General features: G+C 62.0%; 15 protein-coding genes. 10 read left to right on the forward strand and 5 right to left on the reverse strand.

The features are described 5' to 3' along the window. The 8 genes from V3572_RS11150 to V3572_RS11185 form a co-directional block, all read left to right on the forward strand. Nucleotides 1–295, forward strand: a 295-nt coding sequence (locus V3572_RS11150; protein WP_332111070.1) for a hypothetical protein, incomplete at its 5' end; no start/stop codon positions are given. Next, entirely contained in the window at nucleotides 285–2078 is a 1794-nt protein-coding gene (locus tag V3572_RS11155; RefSeq protein WP_332111071.1) for a Na(+)/H(+) antiporter subunit D, read from the forward strand. The genes V3572_RS11150 and V3572_RS11155, both read left to right, overlap by 11 nt. Nucleotides 2079–2097: 19 nt before the next feature. After that, nucleotides 2098–2571 (forward strand): Crp/Fnr family transcriptional regulator, encoded by a 474-nt coding sequence (locus V3572_RS11160; protein ID WP_332111072.1) that lies wholly within the window; start codon nucleotides 2098–2100, stop codon nucleotides 2569–2571. 191 nt (nucleotides 2572–2762) lie between these two features. After that, nucleotides 2763–4412, forward strand: a complete 1650-nt coding sequence (locus V3572_RS11165) for a sensor histidine kinase (RefSeq protein ID WP_332111083.1) — start codon at nucleotides 2763–2765, stop codon at nucleotides 4410–4412. Nucleotides 4413–4448: 36 nt separating this feature from the next. Then, a complete protein-coding gene (locus V3572_RS11170; RefSeq protein ID WP_332111073.1) occupies nucleotides 4449–4844 on the forward strand; it encodes a response regulator in 396 nt (131 codons plus the stop codon). Further along, nucleotides 4819–5781, forward strand: coding sequence for a sensor histidine kinase (locus V3572_RS11175; protein WP_332111074.1), 963 nt, complete (start codon nucleotides 4819–4821; stop codon nucleotides 5779–5781). The genes V3572_RS11170 and V3572_RS11175 overlap by 26 nt, the downstream gene beginning before the upstream one ends. Before the next feature lie 115 nt (nucleotides 5782–5896). Further along, entirely contained in the window at nucleotides 5897–6286 is a 390-nt protein-coding gene (locus V3572_RS11180) for a response regulator (RefSeq protein WP_332111075.1), read from the forward strand. A gap of 119 nt (nucleotides 6287–6405) precedes the next feature. Then, nucleotides 6406–7581 carry an FprA family A-type flavoprotein gene (locus V3572_RS11185; protein WP_332111076.1) on the forward strand — a complete coding sequence of 392 codons (1176 nt, stop codon included), beginning with the start codon at nucleotides 6406–6408 and terminating at the stop codon, nucleotides 7579–7581. Nucleotides 7582–7880: 299 nt separating this feature from the next. On the opposite strand, the gene V3572_RS11190 is transcribed toward V3572_RS11185, so the two are convergent. From V3572_RS11190 to argJ, 4 genes are all read right to left on the reverse strand, one after another. Further along, on the reverse strand, nucleotides 7881–9854 hold the full coding sequence (locus V3572_RS11190) for an ATP-binding protein (protein ID WP_332111077.1): 1974 nt from the start codon (nucleotides 9852–9854) through the stop codon (nucleotides 7881–7883). Nucleotides 9855–10705: 851 nt separating this feature from the next. Further along, entirely contained in the window at nucleotides 10706–11173 is a 468-nt protein-coding gene (locus V3572_RS11195; protein WP_332111078.1) for a metallophosphoesterase family protein, read from the reverse strand. Between the two features lie 5 nt (nucleotides 11174–11178). Further along, on the reverse strand, nucleotides 11179–11775 hold the full coding sequence (locus V3572_RS11200) for an HD domain-containing protein (protein WP_332111084.1): 597 nt from the start codon (nucleotides 11773–11775) through the stop codon (nucleotides 11179–11181). Between the two features lie 86 nt (nucleotides 11776–11861). Next, the gene (gene argJ / locus V3572_RS11205; RefSeq protein ID WP_332111079.1) at nucleotides 11862–13061 is read right to left on the reverse strand and encodes a bifunctional glutamate N-acetyltransferase/amino-acid acetyltransferase ArgJ; all 1200 of its coding nucleotides are present in this window, start codon (nucleotides 13059–13061) and stop codon (nucleotides 11862–11864) included. A gap of 347 nt (nucleotides 13062–13408) precedes the next feature. Between argJ and V3572_RS11210 the strand changes: the two genes are divergently transcribed. Beyond that, nucleotides 13409–14473 (forward strand): tetratricopeptide repeat protein, encoded by a 1065-nt coding sequence (locus V3572_RS11210; RefSeq protein ID WP_332111080.1) that lies wholly within the window; start codon nucleotides 13409–13411, stop codon nucleotides 14471–14473. Between the two features lie 111 nt (nucleotides 14474–14584). Next, nucleotides 14585–14875, forward strand: coding sequence for a hypothetical protein (locus V3572_RS11215; RefSeq protein WP_332111081.1), 291 nt, complete (start codon nucleotides 14585–14587; stop codon nucleotides 14873–14875). Nucleotides 14876–15924: 1049 nt separating this feature from the next. On the opposite strand, the gene V3572_RS11220 is transcribed toward V3572_RS11215, so the two are convergent. Next, a complete protein-coding gene (locus tag V3572_RS11220) occupies nucleotides 15925–16092 on the reverse strand; it encodes a hypothetical protein (protein ID WP_332111082.1) in 168 nt (55 codons plus the stop codon). Between the last annotated feature and the right edge of the window lie 486 nt (nucleotides 16093–16578).

Below are 16578 nucleotides of genomic sequence, written 5' to 3' on the forward strand. Positions count from 1 at the left end.
CCCGGCTGGGGGCCATGCACTCCATCGTCTTTGCGGGCTTCTCCTCCATCGCGCCCGCCCTGCGGTCACGCCCCCGCCCGCCACCGGGAGGCGTCTGGCCCTGCGCCTGACCGCAGGCCTATGCCTGGCCAGCCTCGGCGCGAGTCTTCTGGCCCACGGCCCAGCCCATTTCGGTTTCGACGGCCTGTTCGGGTTCCACGCCCTGGTGGGATTTCTGGCCTGTGCGGCCCTGGTCCTCGTGACCGGTCTGGCCGGGGTGCTTCTCGGACGAGGCGAAGACGTCTATGACCGCTAGCCTGCATCCCGCCCTGCCCCTCTTCGCCGGGGCCGTGCTCACCGCCTTTCTCGGCAAAAAGGCCGGGGGCATGGCATCCCTGGCCGCCGCCCTGGCCTCGGTCTGGGCCGTGTCGATTCTGCCCGGCGACGGCGGCGCGGTCCTGTCCCTGCACCCGGCCGGGATGGCCCTGGAGTTTCTGCGGGCCGACAAACTGGCGGTGCTCTTCGCCTGGATCTTCACCATAAGCGCCAGCATTTCCTGCCTGTTCGCCTTCGGCAGGCAGGGCGGGCCCGAGCGGGCGGCCACCCTGGCCTATGCCGGGTCGGCCCTTGGCGCGGTGTTCGCCGGGGACATGGTCACGCTCTACGTCTTCTGGGAGGCCATGGCCCTGGCGGCGGTCTTCGTGATCCTGGCCGGGGGCACGGAGAAGTCCCGGGCCGCGGCCTATCGCTACGCCCTGGTGCATCTTTTCGGCGGGGTGTGTTTCTTGGCGGGATTGGTGCTCTTGGCGGCCAAAACCGGCTCCACGGCCTTCACCGCCACGCTTCTGGCCGAAGGCGGCCCAGGGCCGCTTCTGGTCCTGGCCGGATTTTTGATCAACGCCTCGGCCTTTCCCTTCTCGGCCTGGCTGCCCGACAGCTATCCCGAGTCCTCGCCCACGGGCGGGGTGTTCCTGTCGGCCTTCACCACCAAGACCGCCGTGTACGTGCTCATCCGGGGCTTCCCGGGCTTCGACATCCTCATTGTCGCCGGGTGCCTGATGATCCTCTACGGCCTGATCTACGCCCTGCGCGAAAACGATCTGCGCCGCCTTTTGTCCTACAGCATCACCAACCAGGTGGGGTTCATGCTGGTGGGGATCGGCGTGGGCACGCCCGAGGCCTTAAACGGGGCCTGCGCCCTGGCCTTCTGCCACATCCTCTACAAATCCCTGCTGTTCATGTCCGCCGGGTCGGTGATTGCGGCCACGGGCAAACGGAAACTCACCGATCTGGGCGGACTTTTTGCGGCCATGCCCCTGACCTTTGCGGCGACCGTGGTTGGGGCCATGTCCCTGTCCGCCCTGCCCGGAACCTGCGGCTTCGTGTCCAAGCCCATGCTGATTGCGGCCACGGCCGAGGCCCACATGGCCCTGGTCTGGCTTTTTTTGGAGGCGGCCTCGGCCGGGACGCTCCTGTATGCCGGGCTGGCTGTGCCGTACTTCGTCTTTTTCGGGCAGACCCCGGGCGCGCCGGAGGCAAGGCCAAAGGCCTCCCCACGACGCGAGGCCCCGGTAGCGGCGCTTATGGCCATGGGCCTGGCCTCCCTGGCCTGCCTGGGGATCGGGGTCTATCCCTGGCCGCTGTACGCCCTGTTGCCCTTTGCGGCCCCGGAGTTCGTCCCGTACCTGCCGGGCCGGGTCACGGCGACGATTGAGCTTCTGGCCTTTGCCGGGCTTTTTTTCGCGCTGTATGTCCCGATTTTGCGCCGCAGGCCGGGCATCACCCTGGACACGGACTTCTTCTACCGCACCGGGGGCCGTTTCCTGTACCGGCTGGCCGACGCCGTCACCGGCAGCGTCAATACCGCCGCCCTGGACATGGCCGCCCGGGCCGCAGCCGCCCTCAATCGCCTCACCGCCCAGGGTCCGCAAAAACTCGCCGCCCTGGTCGTCACGCTTTTTTTCCCGCTTTTGGGCAAAAACGCCCACCGCCTGCGCGACGACGCGGCCCTGGCCGCTCAGACCTGGACGCCTCCCGTGGGCGTCACCCTGGCGGCGGCCCTTTTCGGCCTGTGCCTGATCCTGATCCTGGTTTTGTAACGCTTTTCCCGGAGGCCCCATGCCCACGCCCCCCGATCTCGTCAATTTCCAGATCCTGGCCGGCATCCCCGATCCGCTCCTGGAACGCTTCCTGGCCCTGGCCGTGCCGCGCGACTTCGGCCCGGGCGACACCATCCACGAAATGGGCAAGCCCGCCGAACATTTCTCCCTGCTTTTGGACGGCAAGGCGCTTTTGCAGGTGCGCCTGCCCCCGGACATCATCGTGTCCCTGGGGTCGCTCAATCCCGGCTACTGCTTCGGGTTTTCAGCCCTGACCCCGGGAGATGCCCACGACCACACCGTGGTGGCCGCCCGGGACTGCCGCACCCTGGCCGTGCCCGGCGCGGCCCTGGTGGGGCTCATCCAGGACGCCCCGGCCTTTGGCGTGCCCTTTCTGCTGGCCATGTACCGGCTGGTGAACGACAGGCTGACGCTACGCACCTCCCAGTTCCTCACCCTCCTGACGCGTCACCCGGACCTGACCCCCGTCTGATCCGGTCGCTTGGGCCAGGGCCGGGACGGCATGGAAATGTTTGATTTTCAGCGCCATCCGCTCTAGTCTTTAGCATGGAGACGGGCGCGACACGCGCCCCGGGCCGGGCTGCGCTTACGGCCTGGCCGGGTCCGGCTCATGCGGCAGCTTTCGCCGTGCCCGAGCCATCCCCCAGGGGGTGAACGAATATGATGCAGCAAGACGACTACAAGCGGCTTCGTCTCAAGATCATCGCCACCACCCTGGCCTTTTCCTTCGTGCCGCTTCTGGCCCTTGGCGTGACCATCTACCTCAAGACCGAATCGGTCTATGTGAGCAAGGTCTACGGCAACCTGCGGACCCTGGTGGAAAACAAAAAAAACACCATCGACCTGTTTTTAAACGAACGCATCTCCCAGCTCACCACCCTGGCCTTCACACAAAGCTTCGATCAACTTTCGGATGAAAAATATCTGGAAAAGGTCTTCTCCTTCCTCCAGATCCACTCCAAGTCCTTCATCGACCTCCAGGTCATCGACCAGGACGGCAAGACCGTGTCCTATTGCGGACCCTACCGCCTCAAAGACGTCAATTACAGTCAGGAACCCTGGTTCAACATGGCCATGGCCCGGGGGCTTTTCGTCAGCGACGTGTTTCTGGGCTTCCGCAAATACCCCCACTTCATCATCGCCGTGACCCGGCGCGAGGGCGACCGCTCCTGGATTCTTCGAGCGGCCATCGACTCGGATATCTTCGACACGTTGGTGCGCAGCGTCCACCTGGGCAAATCCGGCGACGCCTTCCTTTTGACCTCCGAAAACGTGCTCCAGACCAAGCCGCGCTTCGACGACTGCATCCTGGAAAAGATCGAATTCCCGCGCTTCGCCAAGTTTTCCGGCAGCCGGGTGGAGGAGTTTGCGGTCAAGGGCAAGACCAGCCTCTACGCCATGGCCTGGCTGGACTACAAAGACTGGCTCCTGGTCATAAAAGACGACCCTCGCGAAGAATTCATGCCGCTGTACCAAGCCCGCTGGCTCCTGATCTTCATCCTTTTCGGGGGCACGCTGATCATCATCGGCGGCGCGGTGTTCATCTCCAACTCCATGGTCCGGCAACTGGTGCGCTCGGAGCGGGAAAAGGCCTCCCTGGACGCCTCGCTCACCCAGTCGAGCAAGATGGCGGCCCTGGGCAAGCTGGCCGCCGGAGTGGCCCATGAGGTCAACAACCCCCTGGCCATCATCATGGAAAAGGCCGGGTGGATGCGCGATCTCCTCAGTGAAGAGGACATCAAGGGCAGCCCCAATTTCAAGGAATACGAGGACGCCGTCCAAAAAATCGAGTTCCACGTGCGCCGGGCCAAGGACGTGACCCACCGGCTCCTGGGATTCGCCCGGCGCATGGACCCGCTTCGCGACGACATCAACGTGAACATCCTTATGGACCAGACCAAGTCCTTTCTGGAAAACGAGGCCTCGTTCCGCAACATCGAGATCATGACCGACTATGACCAAAGCCTGCCCTGCATCACGTCCGACGCCTCCCAGTTGCAGCAGGTCTTTTTGAACATCTTGGACAACGCCATCGACGCCATCGACAAGGACGGGGTGATCACCGTGACCACCCGCCACGACAAGGACGCAGGCGCCGTGGTCATCGCCATCGCGGACACGGGCAAGGGGATGCCCAAAGAAATCGCGGACAAGATCTTCGATCCCTTTTTCACCACGAAAAAAGTCGGCGAGGGCACGGGCCTTGGCCTGACCATCAGCTACAGCATTGTCGAAAAGCTCGGAGGCAAGATCGTCCTGCAAAGCGCCGAAGGAAAGGGCGCCACCTTCACCATCACCCTGCCCGTCGCGTAGACGGGTTGCTGGCCCGGCCGGGCAACGAGGTCGCACATGAGCATCAGGATCCTCGTCGTGGACGACGAGCCGGATTTCATAGAAACCATGGTCAAGCGGTTCACCTTCCGCAAGATGCCGGTCACGGCCGCGCCAAGCGGCATCGCCGCCTTGAAGCTGCTGGAGGCCGAATCCTTCGACGTGGTCATCATGGACGTGCGCATGCCCGGCAAGGACGGCATCGAGACCTTAAAAGAGATCAAAAAGCGCTACCCGCTAACGGAAGTCATCATGCTCACCGGGCACGCCTCGGTGGAGTCGGGCATGCGCGGCATGTCGCTTGGGGCTTACGACTACGTCTTAAAACCCGTGGACTTCGACGAGCTTCTGGAAAAGGTACGCAAGGCCCACGAAAGAAAGCTGCTCAATGAAGGACGAAAAGCCTCGCGGTGACCCGGCTGCGGCGGCCGGGGAACCCGCAGTCGCGCCTGCAGGGAAGACCCGGCCCCTGTGGCCCCACCTGATCGGCCTGCCGGGACTGACGGCCGCGGCGGTGCTGTCGGCCATGGTCCTGCCCATCCCCCTGGCCGTGATCCTGGCCCTTTTCATCGCCAGCCTTACGGCCTGGTCCGCCGCGGCCCTGGCCTCGCGCATCAGGGCCTCGGAACAGCAGCGGTGCTCCCTGGACGCCCAGCTCGTCCAGTCCCAGAAGCTGGCGGCCATCGGCGAGATGTCGGCGGGCATCGCCCACGAGATCAACAACCCCATGGCCATCATCGCCCAGGAATCGGACTGGATGACCCACCTCATGACCCTGCCCGAGGTCACGCCGGAAAACATGGCGGAACTTCGGGACTCTCTGGCCGAGATCGTGCGCCAGGTGGACCGCTGCAAGGCCATCACCCACAATCTGCTCAATTTTTCGCGCAAGATGGAGCCCATCCTGCAACAGGAACACCTGGAAAAGATCATGGAGGACATGGTGCTTCTGGTGGAAAAGGAGGCCAGGCTCCAGGGCGTGGCCATCGTGCGCGACTACGACCCCGAGCTTGCGGCCATTGAGACCGACGTGCCGCTTCTGCGGCAGGTCATCCTGAATTTGCTGTTGAACGCCTTCCAGGCCATTCCGGGGCAGGGCGCAATCACCGTGTCCACCCGGCCGGACGGGGCGAACCGGGTGGCCATCGCCGTGGCCGACACGGGAGTGGGCATCCCGCCGGAAAACATGTCCAAGATCTTCAACCCGTTTTTCACCACCAAACCGCCCGGCGTGGGCACGGGCCTGGGGCTGTCCATGTGCCACGGCATCGTGGACCGACTCGGCGGCGCGATCACGGTGGAAAGCGAGGCGGGCAAGGGGTCCAGGTTCACCGTGACCTTGCCCCGCTAGGGCTGCGTCCTTCATGAATCCCCTCGGATTTCTGAAGAAAGCATGAAACGCCAGACGGTTCACTCCATTTTCACGTGATGTTCGAGAACACGACGCAAACGACAAGGAGCGACATATGCCGGACCCCATTCGTGTCCTGGTTGTCGATGACGAAGACCGCTTCCGGACCACGCTGGTGAAGCTCTTGGTGGCCCAGGGGCTGTACGCCGAGGCGGCCTCGGGAGGGGAGCAGGCCCTGGCCCTGCTGGCCGCAAAACCCTTCGACGTGGTGCTTTTGGATGTGAAAATGCCGGGCGAAAGCGGCCAGGAGGTGCTGCCGCGCATCAAGGCCATCGCCCCGGGCGTGGAGGTGCTGATTTTAACGGGCCACGCCTCGGTGGATATCGCGGCCGACATGATCGCTGGCGGCGCGGCGGACTATCTGCTCAAGCCCTGTCCCCTGGACGAACTGGTGGGATGCGTGCGGGCGGTGTACGACCGCAAAAAGGCCGTGGAGACGCGGTAAGGACGTGCTGGCGTATGCAGAAATGTGTGCTGAGATGGTTATCTCCCGACAGGGATGTCACCAAAAAGAATGTGGCCGGAGGTTGTCTCCAATAGAGAACACAAGACAGGGAGCTCCAAATGAAAGATATGACTGACCGTGTAGCATGGGTTGGAGCCATTGATTGGGACAGGCGTCTTTTTGATTCCCTTGTCCCGTTGCCTGACGGAACGAGCTATAACGCATACCTTGTGAGAGGGTCAGAGAAAACGGCGTTACTTGACACGGTGGATCCCCATTTTTCCGATACGCTTCTCTCCGCTCTCAATGGCGTTTCACAGATCGACTATATTGTTTCGCACCACGCCGAGCAAGATCATTCGGGGACGATCCCCCTGATCCTCTCCCGCTTCCCCAAGGCCAAAGTCATCGTCACCGCCAAGGCAAAAAGCATGCTCATGGATCTGATGCCGATCCCTGAAGAGGCTTTCCTCGTTGTCGCAGATGGAGACAGCCTCTCCCTCGGCGACAAGACACTCACATTCATCCATACGCCATGGGTACATTGGCCGGAGACCATGTCGAGCTATCTCGCTGAAGATAAAATCCTTTTCAGCTGTGATTTTTTTGGCTCACATATCGCCAGCGCCGATCTCATTGTGACTGACCAGTGCCGCGTTCATGAAGCGGCAAAACGCTACTTCGCGGAAATCATGATGCCGTTTCGTTCCATTATCGCCAAAAATCTGGACAAGCTCTCAACGTATGACATCCGCATGATCGCTCCCAGCCATGGCCAGATATATGATCAGCCAGGGTGGATTGTGGATTCGTACCGAGAATGGGTGTCCGCTGCCCCCCGAAACCTGGTGACCCTTCCTTTCGTGTCGATGCACGGCAGCACCCGCATTATGGTTGACCATCTGGCGTCGGCTCTCTCCAAACGCAATGTCGGCGTTGAGCTGTTCAATCTTTCGGTGACAGATATCGGCAAGTTGGCCATGTCCTTGGTCGATGCCGGGAGCATCGTGCTCGGTGTGCCGACCGTCTTGGCAGGGCCTCATCCTTTGGCGGCCTATGCCGCATTTCTCGCCAATGCCCTTCGGCCCAAGGCCCAGTTTTTGTCCATCGTTGGTTCCTATGGGTGGGGCGGCAAGACCGTCGATGTCCTGGCCGGGATGATTCCAAACCTCAAAGTAGAACTTCTGGACCCTGTGCTGTGCAAAGGCCTGCCGAAAAAAGACACGCTGACGGCGCTGGATGGATTGGCGGAGAGCATCGCACTGAAGCACCGAGAGAAAATGTACAGGAATTGACGGGAGTTTTCAGTTTCTTTTCACAACTGCGAAAACCAGACTCTTTCCAAAGGAGGAATCCGAGTTCTCCAACATCCCGTTTTCCGTGACCAACGCCCGGGAGACGCGGCTCTCCTCCCTCATCTATCCGGTGATCCGCACACTCCGCGGGTGGGATCGGGGGGAATCATTCCCCTCGGGCGGGGTTCGGGGCGGCAGCCCCGCTTCCGTTCGTCCGGCTGCCGACGTGGCGGAAGGATCGGGATGTGTCGGCGCCGTTTGCGCGGTGTGGGGATGGGGGCAGCCAGGTGCTGTCGCTCCTATCCCTTCCTGGTTTCTTTCACCTCCGTTTTCATCACCCGCTCTATGACCTCGACAAGCCTCGCCTTGTCGACCGGTTTCGCAATGTAATCACTCATCCCGGAGGCAAGGATTTTCTCCCTGTCCCCTGTCATGGCGTAGGCTGTCACGGCAATAATCGGAATCCTGGATTTTGCGCCAAGATGTGATGCCTGCCGAATCGCCTTGGCCGTCTCCACGCCGTCCAGGACCGGCATCTGGATGTCCATGAGAATCAGATCCACGTCGTGCCCTGCCAGGTGGTCCAGAACTTCCTGGCCATCCTTGGCGGTGGTGACGCAATACCCAGCCTTTTCGAGCAGCCGTTTACCCGCGATGGAACTGACGGGGTCGTCTTCCGCAAAAAGGATCTGCAACTGTTTCCCGATGCCCGAAGAGTTTGTTTCCTCCTCAGAAATGGCCCGGCCCGCTTTTTCACGGCCGCACGTGAAGGGCAAAGAGAGATAGACGGTTGTTCCTTTCCCCAATTCGCTTTCAATGGCGAGGGTTCCCCCCATCAAAACCACGATCTTGCGCACAATGGAAAGGCCCAGCCCGGCCCCCTGGAATCTCCTGGTATAGGATCCCTCAACCTGAACGAATGGTTCAAAGATGTTTTTCAGATTTTCATCTGAAATGCCTATCCCCGTATCGGCGACCGTGATCAAAACGCGGATATCCGCTTGCGCCGAAAAGGGGAGTACGGAAGCAGAAACGCACACCGAACCTTTGTCCGTAAATTTTATGGCATTTCCAACGAGGTTGAAAAGAATTTGATGCAACCTGACTTCGTCTCCCCGCAACGTCTCCGGGAAATTCTGCGTCCAGGAGAACGTCAAGTCCACGCCCTTTTCCCTGGCGGTCTCGGCAAAGACCTCTTCGATGGACTCCTTGATCTTTCTGATATCAACATCTGCCTCGAGCAACTGCATTTTTCCTGATTCGATTCTTGAAATATCCAGAATATCCGACAACAGCCGGGTAAGTCGGTTCGTGGATTTTATCGCAATGCGGATGTATTCCATTTGCTCGTTATTCGGCTCAGCCTCTTTGAGAAGTTGCAGCATGCCCAGGACGCCGTTTATCGGCGTCCGTATTTCGTGACTCATGTTCGCCAGAAACTCTGACTTGGCGACACTTGCGGATTCGGCTTTTTCCTTGGCGACAAGGAGCTGTTCCTGCTGCTTTTCAAGTTTTCCCGTCGCCACTCTCACCTGGATTCTGCATAAATAGCCGCCTATGACCACAGCCGCCAGTATGGACGACACAAGCAAGGCTGATATTGAAGCATAAAACGGCATCCCGAATTGTGATTTTATCGGCGTTTTCATGATTTCCACAGCCGAAATCTCGCCCACGCGTCTGTCAAAACCCCCTGTCCATTGATACAACTGCTGCAACTGTTCCGGGGCATCCGACACTTTCCCGTGGCAAACAAGACACTTGCGCTCATTTTTCAAAAAAGGAACGGCAACGACGAGAAATTTCCTGCCATCTTCCTCCTGTATCATGCGAAGATGATCACGTTTCGGATCGTCGTTAAACCACTTAATAAGATCAATTTCACTCTCGGTCGCCTTGTTGAGTGGATTGCGCGGATCTTCTGCGGCAAGCTTATACTGCACGAGAGGCAATCCAATTGCCTCTCTTTCATTATTATAATACTTCTGAAATGTCCTGGCCATATAGGATGAGGAAAGAAGTTCCGGCGCATAAAACCCGTGAGGCAGCCTTCCCTCATTCATCAATCTGTAGTAATTTGGAAGCATGTCATTCTGGATGTAATGATGAAACGCCCTGACCTCAAGCATTGCGTCGCGTATCCGATCCTCTGATTGGCGATTGCTCAATTCTTCAGCCACATAATAAACAGCCACGGCAACCATCGCTATAAAAAAGAGGGAGACGAGAATGGCCCTCGATTTGCTTTTCTTTATAGAATAGAGACTATTCACAAGCGGTTCTCCTTCCCCCGGGACATCTCGTCGCACTGTCTCAAACCAAGACCCTGGCGTTACCTCTCTCCGTATTCCTCATCACGGTGCTTCGCAAGTCCCATCACGCACCACGCATGAGAAATACGATACGTTGCACATGCATATTCTTTCGGTTTCGTTGCCTCGAAAACGCCTTTTCGCAACCACGCGAAGATGACACCAACGCACGAAACGTTTTTGTGAAACTTCTTATGGAACCATTTCCCCTGGATTCACTCCGGGATTTCCATTCTTCATGCGAGCTGCCTTGGTCTTCCCGTTGCCACACGTCATGTTTACTTGAACAAATAATGGATGCGTCTTGTCTTTCGATGAAAACATGTTGAATGCGTGCCTGATCTTGTCGAAATCAAGGCGGCCGCCTCAAATCAGGGAGATGCTGAGCGCAGGGAAAATCGAGCAGGGGAGGAGAGAGCCTTTCGCGGCATCACCAGCGGCATGACCGCTGCGGTGTTCGCCCGCAAAAAGGCCATGCCGACGCGGCAGGGGGCTCACTGTTGGGGGGCGCGCCTTACAGCGGCGAGCACTGAAAAAGGGGAAGGATCGGCCGGACGCGGAGGGACGATCCCAGGCCGGGCTCGAGGTCTGCGACACGGTCGGGCGACAGCAACGCTTCGCGCTGCCGCCATCCCGTGCGCAAACCCGTCGCCCGGCCTGGGCGATCCATACCCACTCCATGACACAGATGGTTCCCACTCTGATGGTATGCGGGATGCTAGCGGGGGGGGCCGGGGGGAATCATTCCCCCCGGGCGGGGTACGGGGCGGCAGCCCCGATTGGCCACGCCGCAGGCGGGGCGGCAGCCCCGATTACAGCGACACGAACTCCGTCGAAATCTTCCCGGCGTCCAGCGTCACGATGGCCAGGCTGCCCTCGCGCAGGCTGCCGGGATTGATGCACCGCGTCTTTCCGTACTGCGAGTCCTCGCGGACGTGGGTGTGTCCGAAAAAGATGATGTCGTAGTCCGGCCCGAAGGCCTCGTAGATGCGCCGCGACAGCCCGGCCTTGTAGCCCCAGCCGTGGCACACCGCCACACGCAGCCCGTCCAGTTCCAGGTCCAGCCGGGGCGGCAGGTCCACGGCCAGTTGGTAGTCGTCCATGTTGCCCTGCACGCAATAAAAACAGGGATGTTGCAAAAAAAACGACCAGGCTGAACGCCCGGTCATGTCGCCGCAGTGGATGACCGCATCGGCCGTGGCCAGATGGTGCGCGTAGGCCGACTCCAGCCAGTCCGTCGGGGCCGAGAGGTGGGTGTCCGAAACCACGCCGATACGCATTCCGGCTACTCCTTGCCGTTTTTCTTGGTCCACCACATCCTGTCGGGGCCTTGAAACCACCAGTCGGTGTGGTCGGTCTCCATGACGCTCTTGGCCAGGGCCCTGGCCTCGTCGGTCTTTAAGCGCTCAAGCGAGCAGTCGAGCCACTTGGCGGCGTAGCGGTTGCCCAGGTCCAGCTCTTCCTTGAGGTTGACGATGAGATCGAGTTGGTCCGCGTCGTGGGCCAGCACGGATTCGGGCGTGGCCCGCGACTCCAGTTCATCCCAGGCGTCGAGGATGTTTTCGCGCAGCCCCGTGCCGGTTAAGGCGTCGGTCAGGGCGCGCTTGTCGTCGCAGGTATTGTAGAGCTTGTTGACGTAGTTGAAGTCGCCGGTTCGCGCCTCGTGCAGGTCATGGAACAGGCACAGGGCCATGGTCTTAAGCGGGTCCGCGCCGCGCATCCCGGCCAGCACATAGCCGATGACCGCCGTGCGGAAGCTGTGTTCGGCCACGTTCTCCGCGCCCGAGCCCAGAAACTGGTAGCCCGTGCGCGGGGTCTTGCGCAGCATGCCGACCTCGAACAAAAAATCGGCCAGCCGCGTCAGCCGGTCGCGGCCGGTCATGTCAAAGGCGGCCTGCCCCTCGGTCCCGCCTGCGGCCTGCCCCTCGGTGTCACCTGCGGCCTGCGCGTCGGTGTCGTCGGGCTTTTTCACGAGCGGTAGTCCGCGTTGATCTTCACGTAGTCGTAGCTCAAATCCGAGGCCAAAAGCACATACCGGCCCGGGCCGTCGCCAAGCTCGATGTCCACAGGGATCTCGCCCCGGCGCATGTGCGGGGCCAAAAGCCCGTCCAGGTCGCCGCCCGCAGGCACGCCCCGGGTGAAGACCGGCACGCCGCCCACGGTCACGCTGACCCGGGAGGGCTCGAAGGTCGCACCGCTTCTGCCGATGGCGCATACGATGCGGCCCCAGTTGGCGTCCTCGCCGAACATGGCCGTCTTGACCAGCGGCGAGTTGCCCACGGCCCGGGCCGCCAGCTCGGCCTGGGCGTTGTCCGCCGCACCCTTGACCTTGATGCGGATGATCTTGGTGCCGCCTTCGGCGTCCTGCACGATCATGTAGGCCAAGGCCTGGCAGACCTCCATCATCACCGCCAAAAGCTCCTGGCGGCCCTCGGCGGAGTCTATCTTGACCTGCGACGCCCCGTTGGACAGGGCCAACACGCAGTCGTTGGTGCTGGTGTCGCCGTCCACGGTCACGGAGTTGAAGCTCGCATCGGCGCAGGCCGCCACGGCCTCGTGCCACCACAGCGACCCCACGTCGGCGTCGCACAGAAGCACGCCGATCATGGTGGCCATGTTCGGGGCGATCATGCCCGAGCCCTTGGCCATGCCCAAAACCCGCACCTCGCCGGACGGCGTGGCAAGCGAGCTCCAGGCCAGTTTGGGGAAGGTGTCCGTGGTCATGATGGCCCGGGCCGCGCGGCATGGGCCGATCTGCCCCAGACCGTCCAAAAGATCCGGCACGGCCGCCTTCCAGATGTCCAGGTCCATGCGCGGCCCGATGACGCCCGTCGAGGCCGGAAGCACCTCACGCGGCGCAATGCCCAGCCCCTCGGCCACCAGCTTCAAGGTCTGGCGGCAGTCCTCAATGCCCTCGTCTCCGGTGCAGGCGTTGGCCTGCCCGGCGTTGACCAGGATGGCCCGGGCCCGGCCGCCGGTCTTGGCCATATTGGCGCGGGCCACGGTGACCGGCGCGGCCTGGAAGGCGTTCTGGGTGAACACCCCGGCAGCCGAGGCCTCGGTCTCGCTGACGATGAGCATCAGATCGTCGCGGCCGGAATACTTGAATCCCGCGCCAACCGCGGCGAAGGAAAATCCCTTGGGAACAGGTACGATGTCGGAAGCCATGGCGTGTCCTTGTGTGCGATGAAGTGATCGGGGCTGCCGCCCCGTGAGCAATCGTAGGGCCATCGGGGCTGCCGCCCCGTGAGCCGACGTGGGGCCATCGGGGCTGCCGCCCCGTACCCCGCCCGGGGGGAATCATTCCCCCCGGCCCCCCCGTCGCCGGGCGCTCCCGCCGACGCGTTGCGTCGGCGGCAGCGCCCGGAAGACGGACGGCGGGATGAAAGAAACGTGGAGAAGATATATATGAGTTTGTGGCGGCAGGCCAGAGGAGGGAGAGGTGGCGTCCGGAAACGTCGGGCAGGGAGGAGAAGGGAGGGAAAAGGAGGTATGGGCCAGTGGGGGAACGCGTCATGACCGGAAGCGCCAGGGCAAAGAGGCTTGACACCCGGGACGCGGCGGACCAGAAGGCGGACATGGAACGCATGATGCGGATGTTGCTGACGGCCATGCTGGTCTTCGGAATGGCCGGGATGGCCGGGCCGTTTGCGGCCGGAGCGGCCAGCCTTGAAGACGAGCTTTTTTTCGCCGCCGACGCCTATTATCGCGGCCTGGACGCCCGGGCCATCGGCGGTTTCGAGGATGTCCTGAAAAAAGACCCGGCCAACGACTATGCCCTGGCCCGCCTGGGCGTGCTCCTGGCGGAAAATGGCGACCTGGACGCCGCCACGCAACGCTTTCAAAATGCCCTGGCCGTGGACCCGGAAAACCTGTTCGCCCTCAAATGGCTGGGCATCCTGGCCCTGCGCCGGGGAGACCAGGACGAAGCGGCCCGCCGCTTCCAGGCCATGCTCGACGCCGACCCGGACAACGCCCAGGCCACGGCCTGGCAAGGGGTGGCCCTGATGCTCGCCGGGGACCAGATCGCCGCCGTGGAACAGTTCGCGGCGGCCTCGGCCGCCGACGCGGACGACCCCGGCCTGCATTATCTGCTGTCCCTGGCCTACGCGGCCCTGGGGCTGCCGGAAAACGCCCGCCTGGAGTTGGAAACGACCCTGGAACTCAGGCCCACGGACGTCCCGGCCCTGACCCGGCTGGGCACGCTTTTCTACCGCCAGGGAAAACGCGATCTGGCCGAGGCCTCCTGGCGGCAGGCCATGGCCGTGGACCCGGCCTACATAGAAGCCCGGTTCTGCCTGTCCCGCAGTCTGGCCGACGAGGCCCTGGCGGCCCAGGCCGAAGGCAACGAGGCCAAGGCCGGACGGCTGTGGATGCTGGCCCTGGAGGCGGACCCCGCCAACGGCGAGGCCCTGGCGGCGCAAAACGCCGCCTCCCGGGAAGCGCGGTCGGCCCCAGACTCGCAACGGCCAAACGACAAGGCCCAGGCCCCCCGAGCCGCCGAAGCCGCCTCTCAGAAGACCCGGACGGACACCGGCGTGTCCCGCTCCTCCGGGACAACCGCGAACAACAAGAAATAACCCATGAAATCAGCATATTGCGCAGGTATTGACGGACGCCGCCGTTTGCTACAATGTGCCCGCCAGATGGACGGTTCGCGCCAATTCCCGCCTTGCCAAGGACGGTTTTCCATGAAGCACCCTCTCTCGCTCCTCGCTGCCCTCATCGGCCTGACCCTGTGTCCGGCCCTGGCCCTGGCCGCAGACTCCGGTTGTCCCATCTGCGACTGCAACACCCAGTCCACCCGCTGCATCCTCGGTTGCCAAAGCACCTCCGATTTCATCCGACGCCAGCAATGCCAGATCTCCTGCGACAAAAACTTTTCGCTTTGCCTCGACGCGGCCTACAAGGCCATCAGCGCCGCCGAGGAACAAAGCAACGTGCAAACCACGTCCGTCACCACCACGACCGTCACCCGTTGAGCTGATTCGACATCCCCCCCTTTCCAGGCCGCCCCGCACGGGCCCGGCCTGATGGTTCCTTTTGGCGCATAACCTCCGCCGGAGAGAGACCCCCCGCCCGGCCCGGGTGGCGCCCTCTTGGCATGTGTCCTGGCCCCAACCCCACGCTCCAGGGCCATGCTTCAGAGCCACGCCCCTGCCCCTTGCTCCAGCCCCTCTTGCCGTGCGTCCACGCCCCAGAGCCACGCCCCGGCCCCATGCCCCAGGCCCACGCCGGAAAGCCCCGCGCCTTTCCCGGAACGCCGGACGCACAAATGCGAAACGGCTCCTGGGAGCCACCCGGGAACCGTTTCGCTTTGAAATTTCTTTCAGAGGAAGGATGACTTCTTCTTAGCAGGGATCATGCCAACACCCGAGAAAGACCATTTTTTATATTTTTATCCTGAAATACCAGCATAGTAGCAAACACTGCCGACGCCCAAGCCGCCCGGCAACCCCGGGAACCGCCCCGAAAGGGTAAAAATTTTTGTATTCCGGGTTTCCGTCCTCGCCCAAAGGCGGGGACTAGACATCGCGCCGGGCGCAACGGCCTTGGGCCGCCGCCCCCGCCCCCCCCCCTGCCCTGCGAAGCCGGGGCGCATGGCGACAGATCAAACGGGCGATCAAACGCCCCGGCTCGGAACCGTGCAGCGGCCATCGGCAGGGGGAAAGCCTGTCCTGGCGGGTCTTTCCAGGCAACGGCCCCCGTGAGCGGCCACGCGGCGGGGCAGGAACCGGCCCCGGCTTTCCGCCACAAATGCGAAACGGCTCCTGGGAGCCACCCAGGAGCCGTTTCGCTTTGAAATTTCTTTCAGAGGAAGGATAAGAGATGAAAAGCAGTTATCGTGCCAACCCCTGGAACCCTCCTAGATTTTCATAAAAATCGCATCAATTCAATTCATTACGTTTTATCCCGACAGTTCTCGCCGATCCGCTGCCCCGACACGGCCCCTGGGCGGTAAAAAAATTTGGCCCAAAGCCGGGGGTGTCCGGGCCAAGTACAGATTCTTGTACACCCGGGGGCCTGGGACTCAATTCCGGTGGTCATCCTGCATCCAACGCAGCAGATCATCCTGCCGGGCCTGACGCTTGGGGTCGAAGCGGTCGGTGGACTGAGGGGGAACGCAGCCAATGCTCAGGGCGACGAAGGCCAGGACGAGCACGGCGGCCATCACCCGGGAGAAGAAACCCTTTTTCATAAGCAACCTGCCTTTCTTTTTTTCCAACTCCTATCCCAGTTCGCACCGTAGCGCCACCGTATCCGCTGCCGCGTACGCCGTTCCCCATGCCCCACGCCGCTTTCCCCGCACGGCTGGCGGCACGGTCCGTCCGTACCCGTCTTGCCTGGTGACGGTATTTGCCCATGTGCGGGCCGTTTTTGAACCCGGCCCTCGCCAAGCCTCACCGGGAAGAAAAAATAGGCCTGCGATCCCGGCATGTTGGCTGGCTGGCAAAAGATTTGCTATGAACATCGCCACCTGGCGCGCGGCCCGCAAACGGTGCGCGCCACAAAAGGAGAACTCCATGAAATCATTCGCTTTGGCGCTTGCATGCCTGGGATGCTTCATAGCGGCCGCATGCGGCGCAGGCGAGGCCCAGGCCTTCGGGCCCTGCCCTCCGGGATATTTCTGGGATGGTCCCTACGGGTGCATGCCCTACGCCGCGCCGCCGCCCCCGCCGACCTA

It is taken from the genome of Desulfolutivibrio sp. (genome assembly GCF_036584575.1).
In the GTDB taxonomy this organism is placed as follows: domain Bacteria; phylum Desulfobacterota; class Desulfovibrionia; order Desulfovibrionales; family Desulfovibrionaceae; genus Desulfolutivibrio.

Coding starts and splice junctions, on each gene's coding strand:
- V3572_RS11180 (WP_332111075.1), top strand. CDS start 5,897: ATGCCGGACCCCATTCGTGTCCTGGTTGTCGATGACGAAGACCGCTTC.
- V3572_RS11170 (WP_332111073.1), top strand. CDS start 4,449: ATGAGCATCAGGATCCTCGTCGTGGACGACGAGCCGGATTTCATAGAA.
- V3572_RS11165 (WP_332111083.1), top strand. CDS start 2,763: ATGCAGCAAGACGACTACAAGCGGCTTCGTCTCAAGATCATCGCCACC.
- V3572_RS11160 (WP_332111072.1), top strand. CDS start 2,098: ATGCCCACGCCCCCCGATCTCGTCAATTTCCAGATCCTGGCCGGCATC.
- V3572_RS11175 (WP_332111074.1), top strand. CDS start 4,819: ATGAAGGACGAAAAGCCTCGCGGTGACCCGGCTGCGGCGGCCGGGGAA.
- V3572_RS11195 (WP_332111078.1), bottom strand. CDS start 11,173: ATGCGTATCGGCGTGGTTTCGGACACCCACCTCTCGGCCCCGACGGAC.
- V3572_RS11185 (WP_332111076.1), top strand. CDS start 6,406: ATGAAAGATATGACTGACCGTGTAGCATGGGTTGGAGCCATTGATTGG.
- V3572_RS11210 (WP_332111080.1), top strand. CDS start 13,409: ATGACCGGAAGCGCCAGGGCAAAGAGGCTTGACACCCGGGACGCGGCG.
- V3572_RS11155 (WP_332111071.1), top strand. CDS start 285: ATGACCGCTAGCCTGCATCCCGCCCTGCCCCTCTTCGCCGGGGCCGTG.
- argJ (WP_332111079.1), bottom strand. CDS start 13,061: ATGGCTTCCGACATCGTACCTGTTCCCAAGGGATTTTCCTTCGCCGCG.
- V3572_RS11200 (WP_332111084.1), bottom strand. CDS start 11,775: ATGACCGGCCGCGACCGGCTGACGCGGCTGGCCGATTTTTTGTTCGAG.
- V3572_RS11215 (WP_332111081.1), top strand. CDS start 14,585: ATGAAGCACCCTCTCTCGCTCCTCGCTGCCCTCATCGGCCTGACCCTG.
- V3572_RS11220 (WP_332111082.1), bottom strand. CDS start 16,092: ATGAAAAAGGGTTTCTTCTCCCGGGTGATGGCCGCCGTGCTCGTCCTG.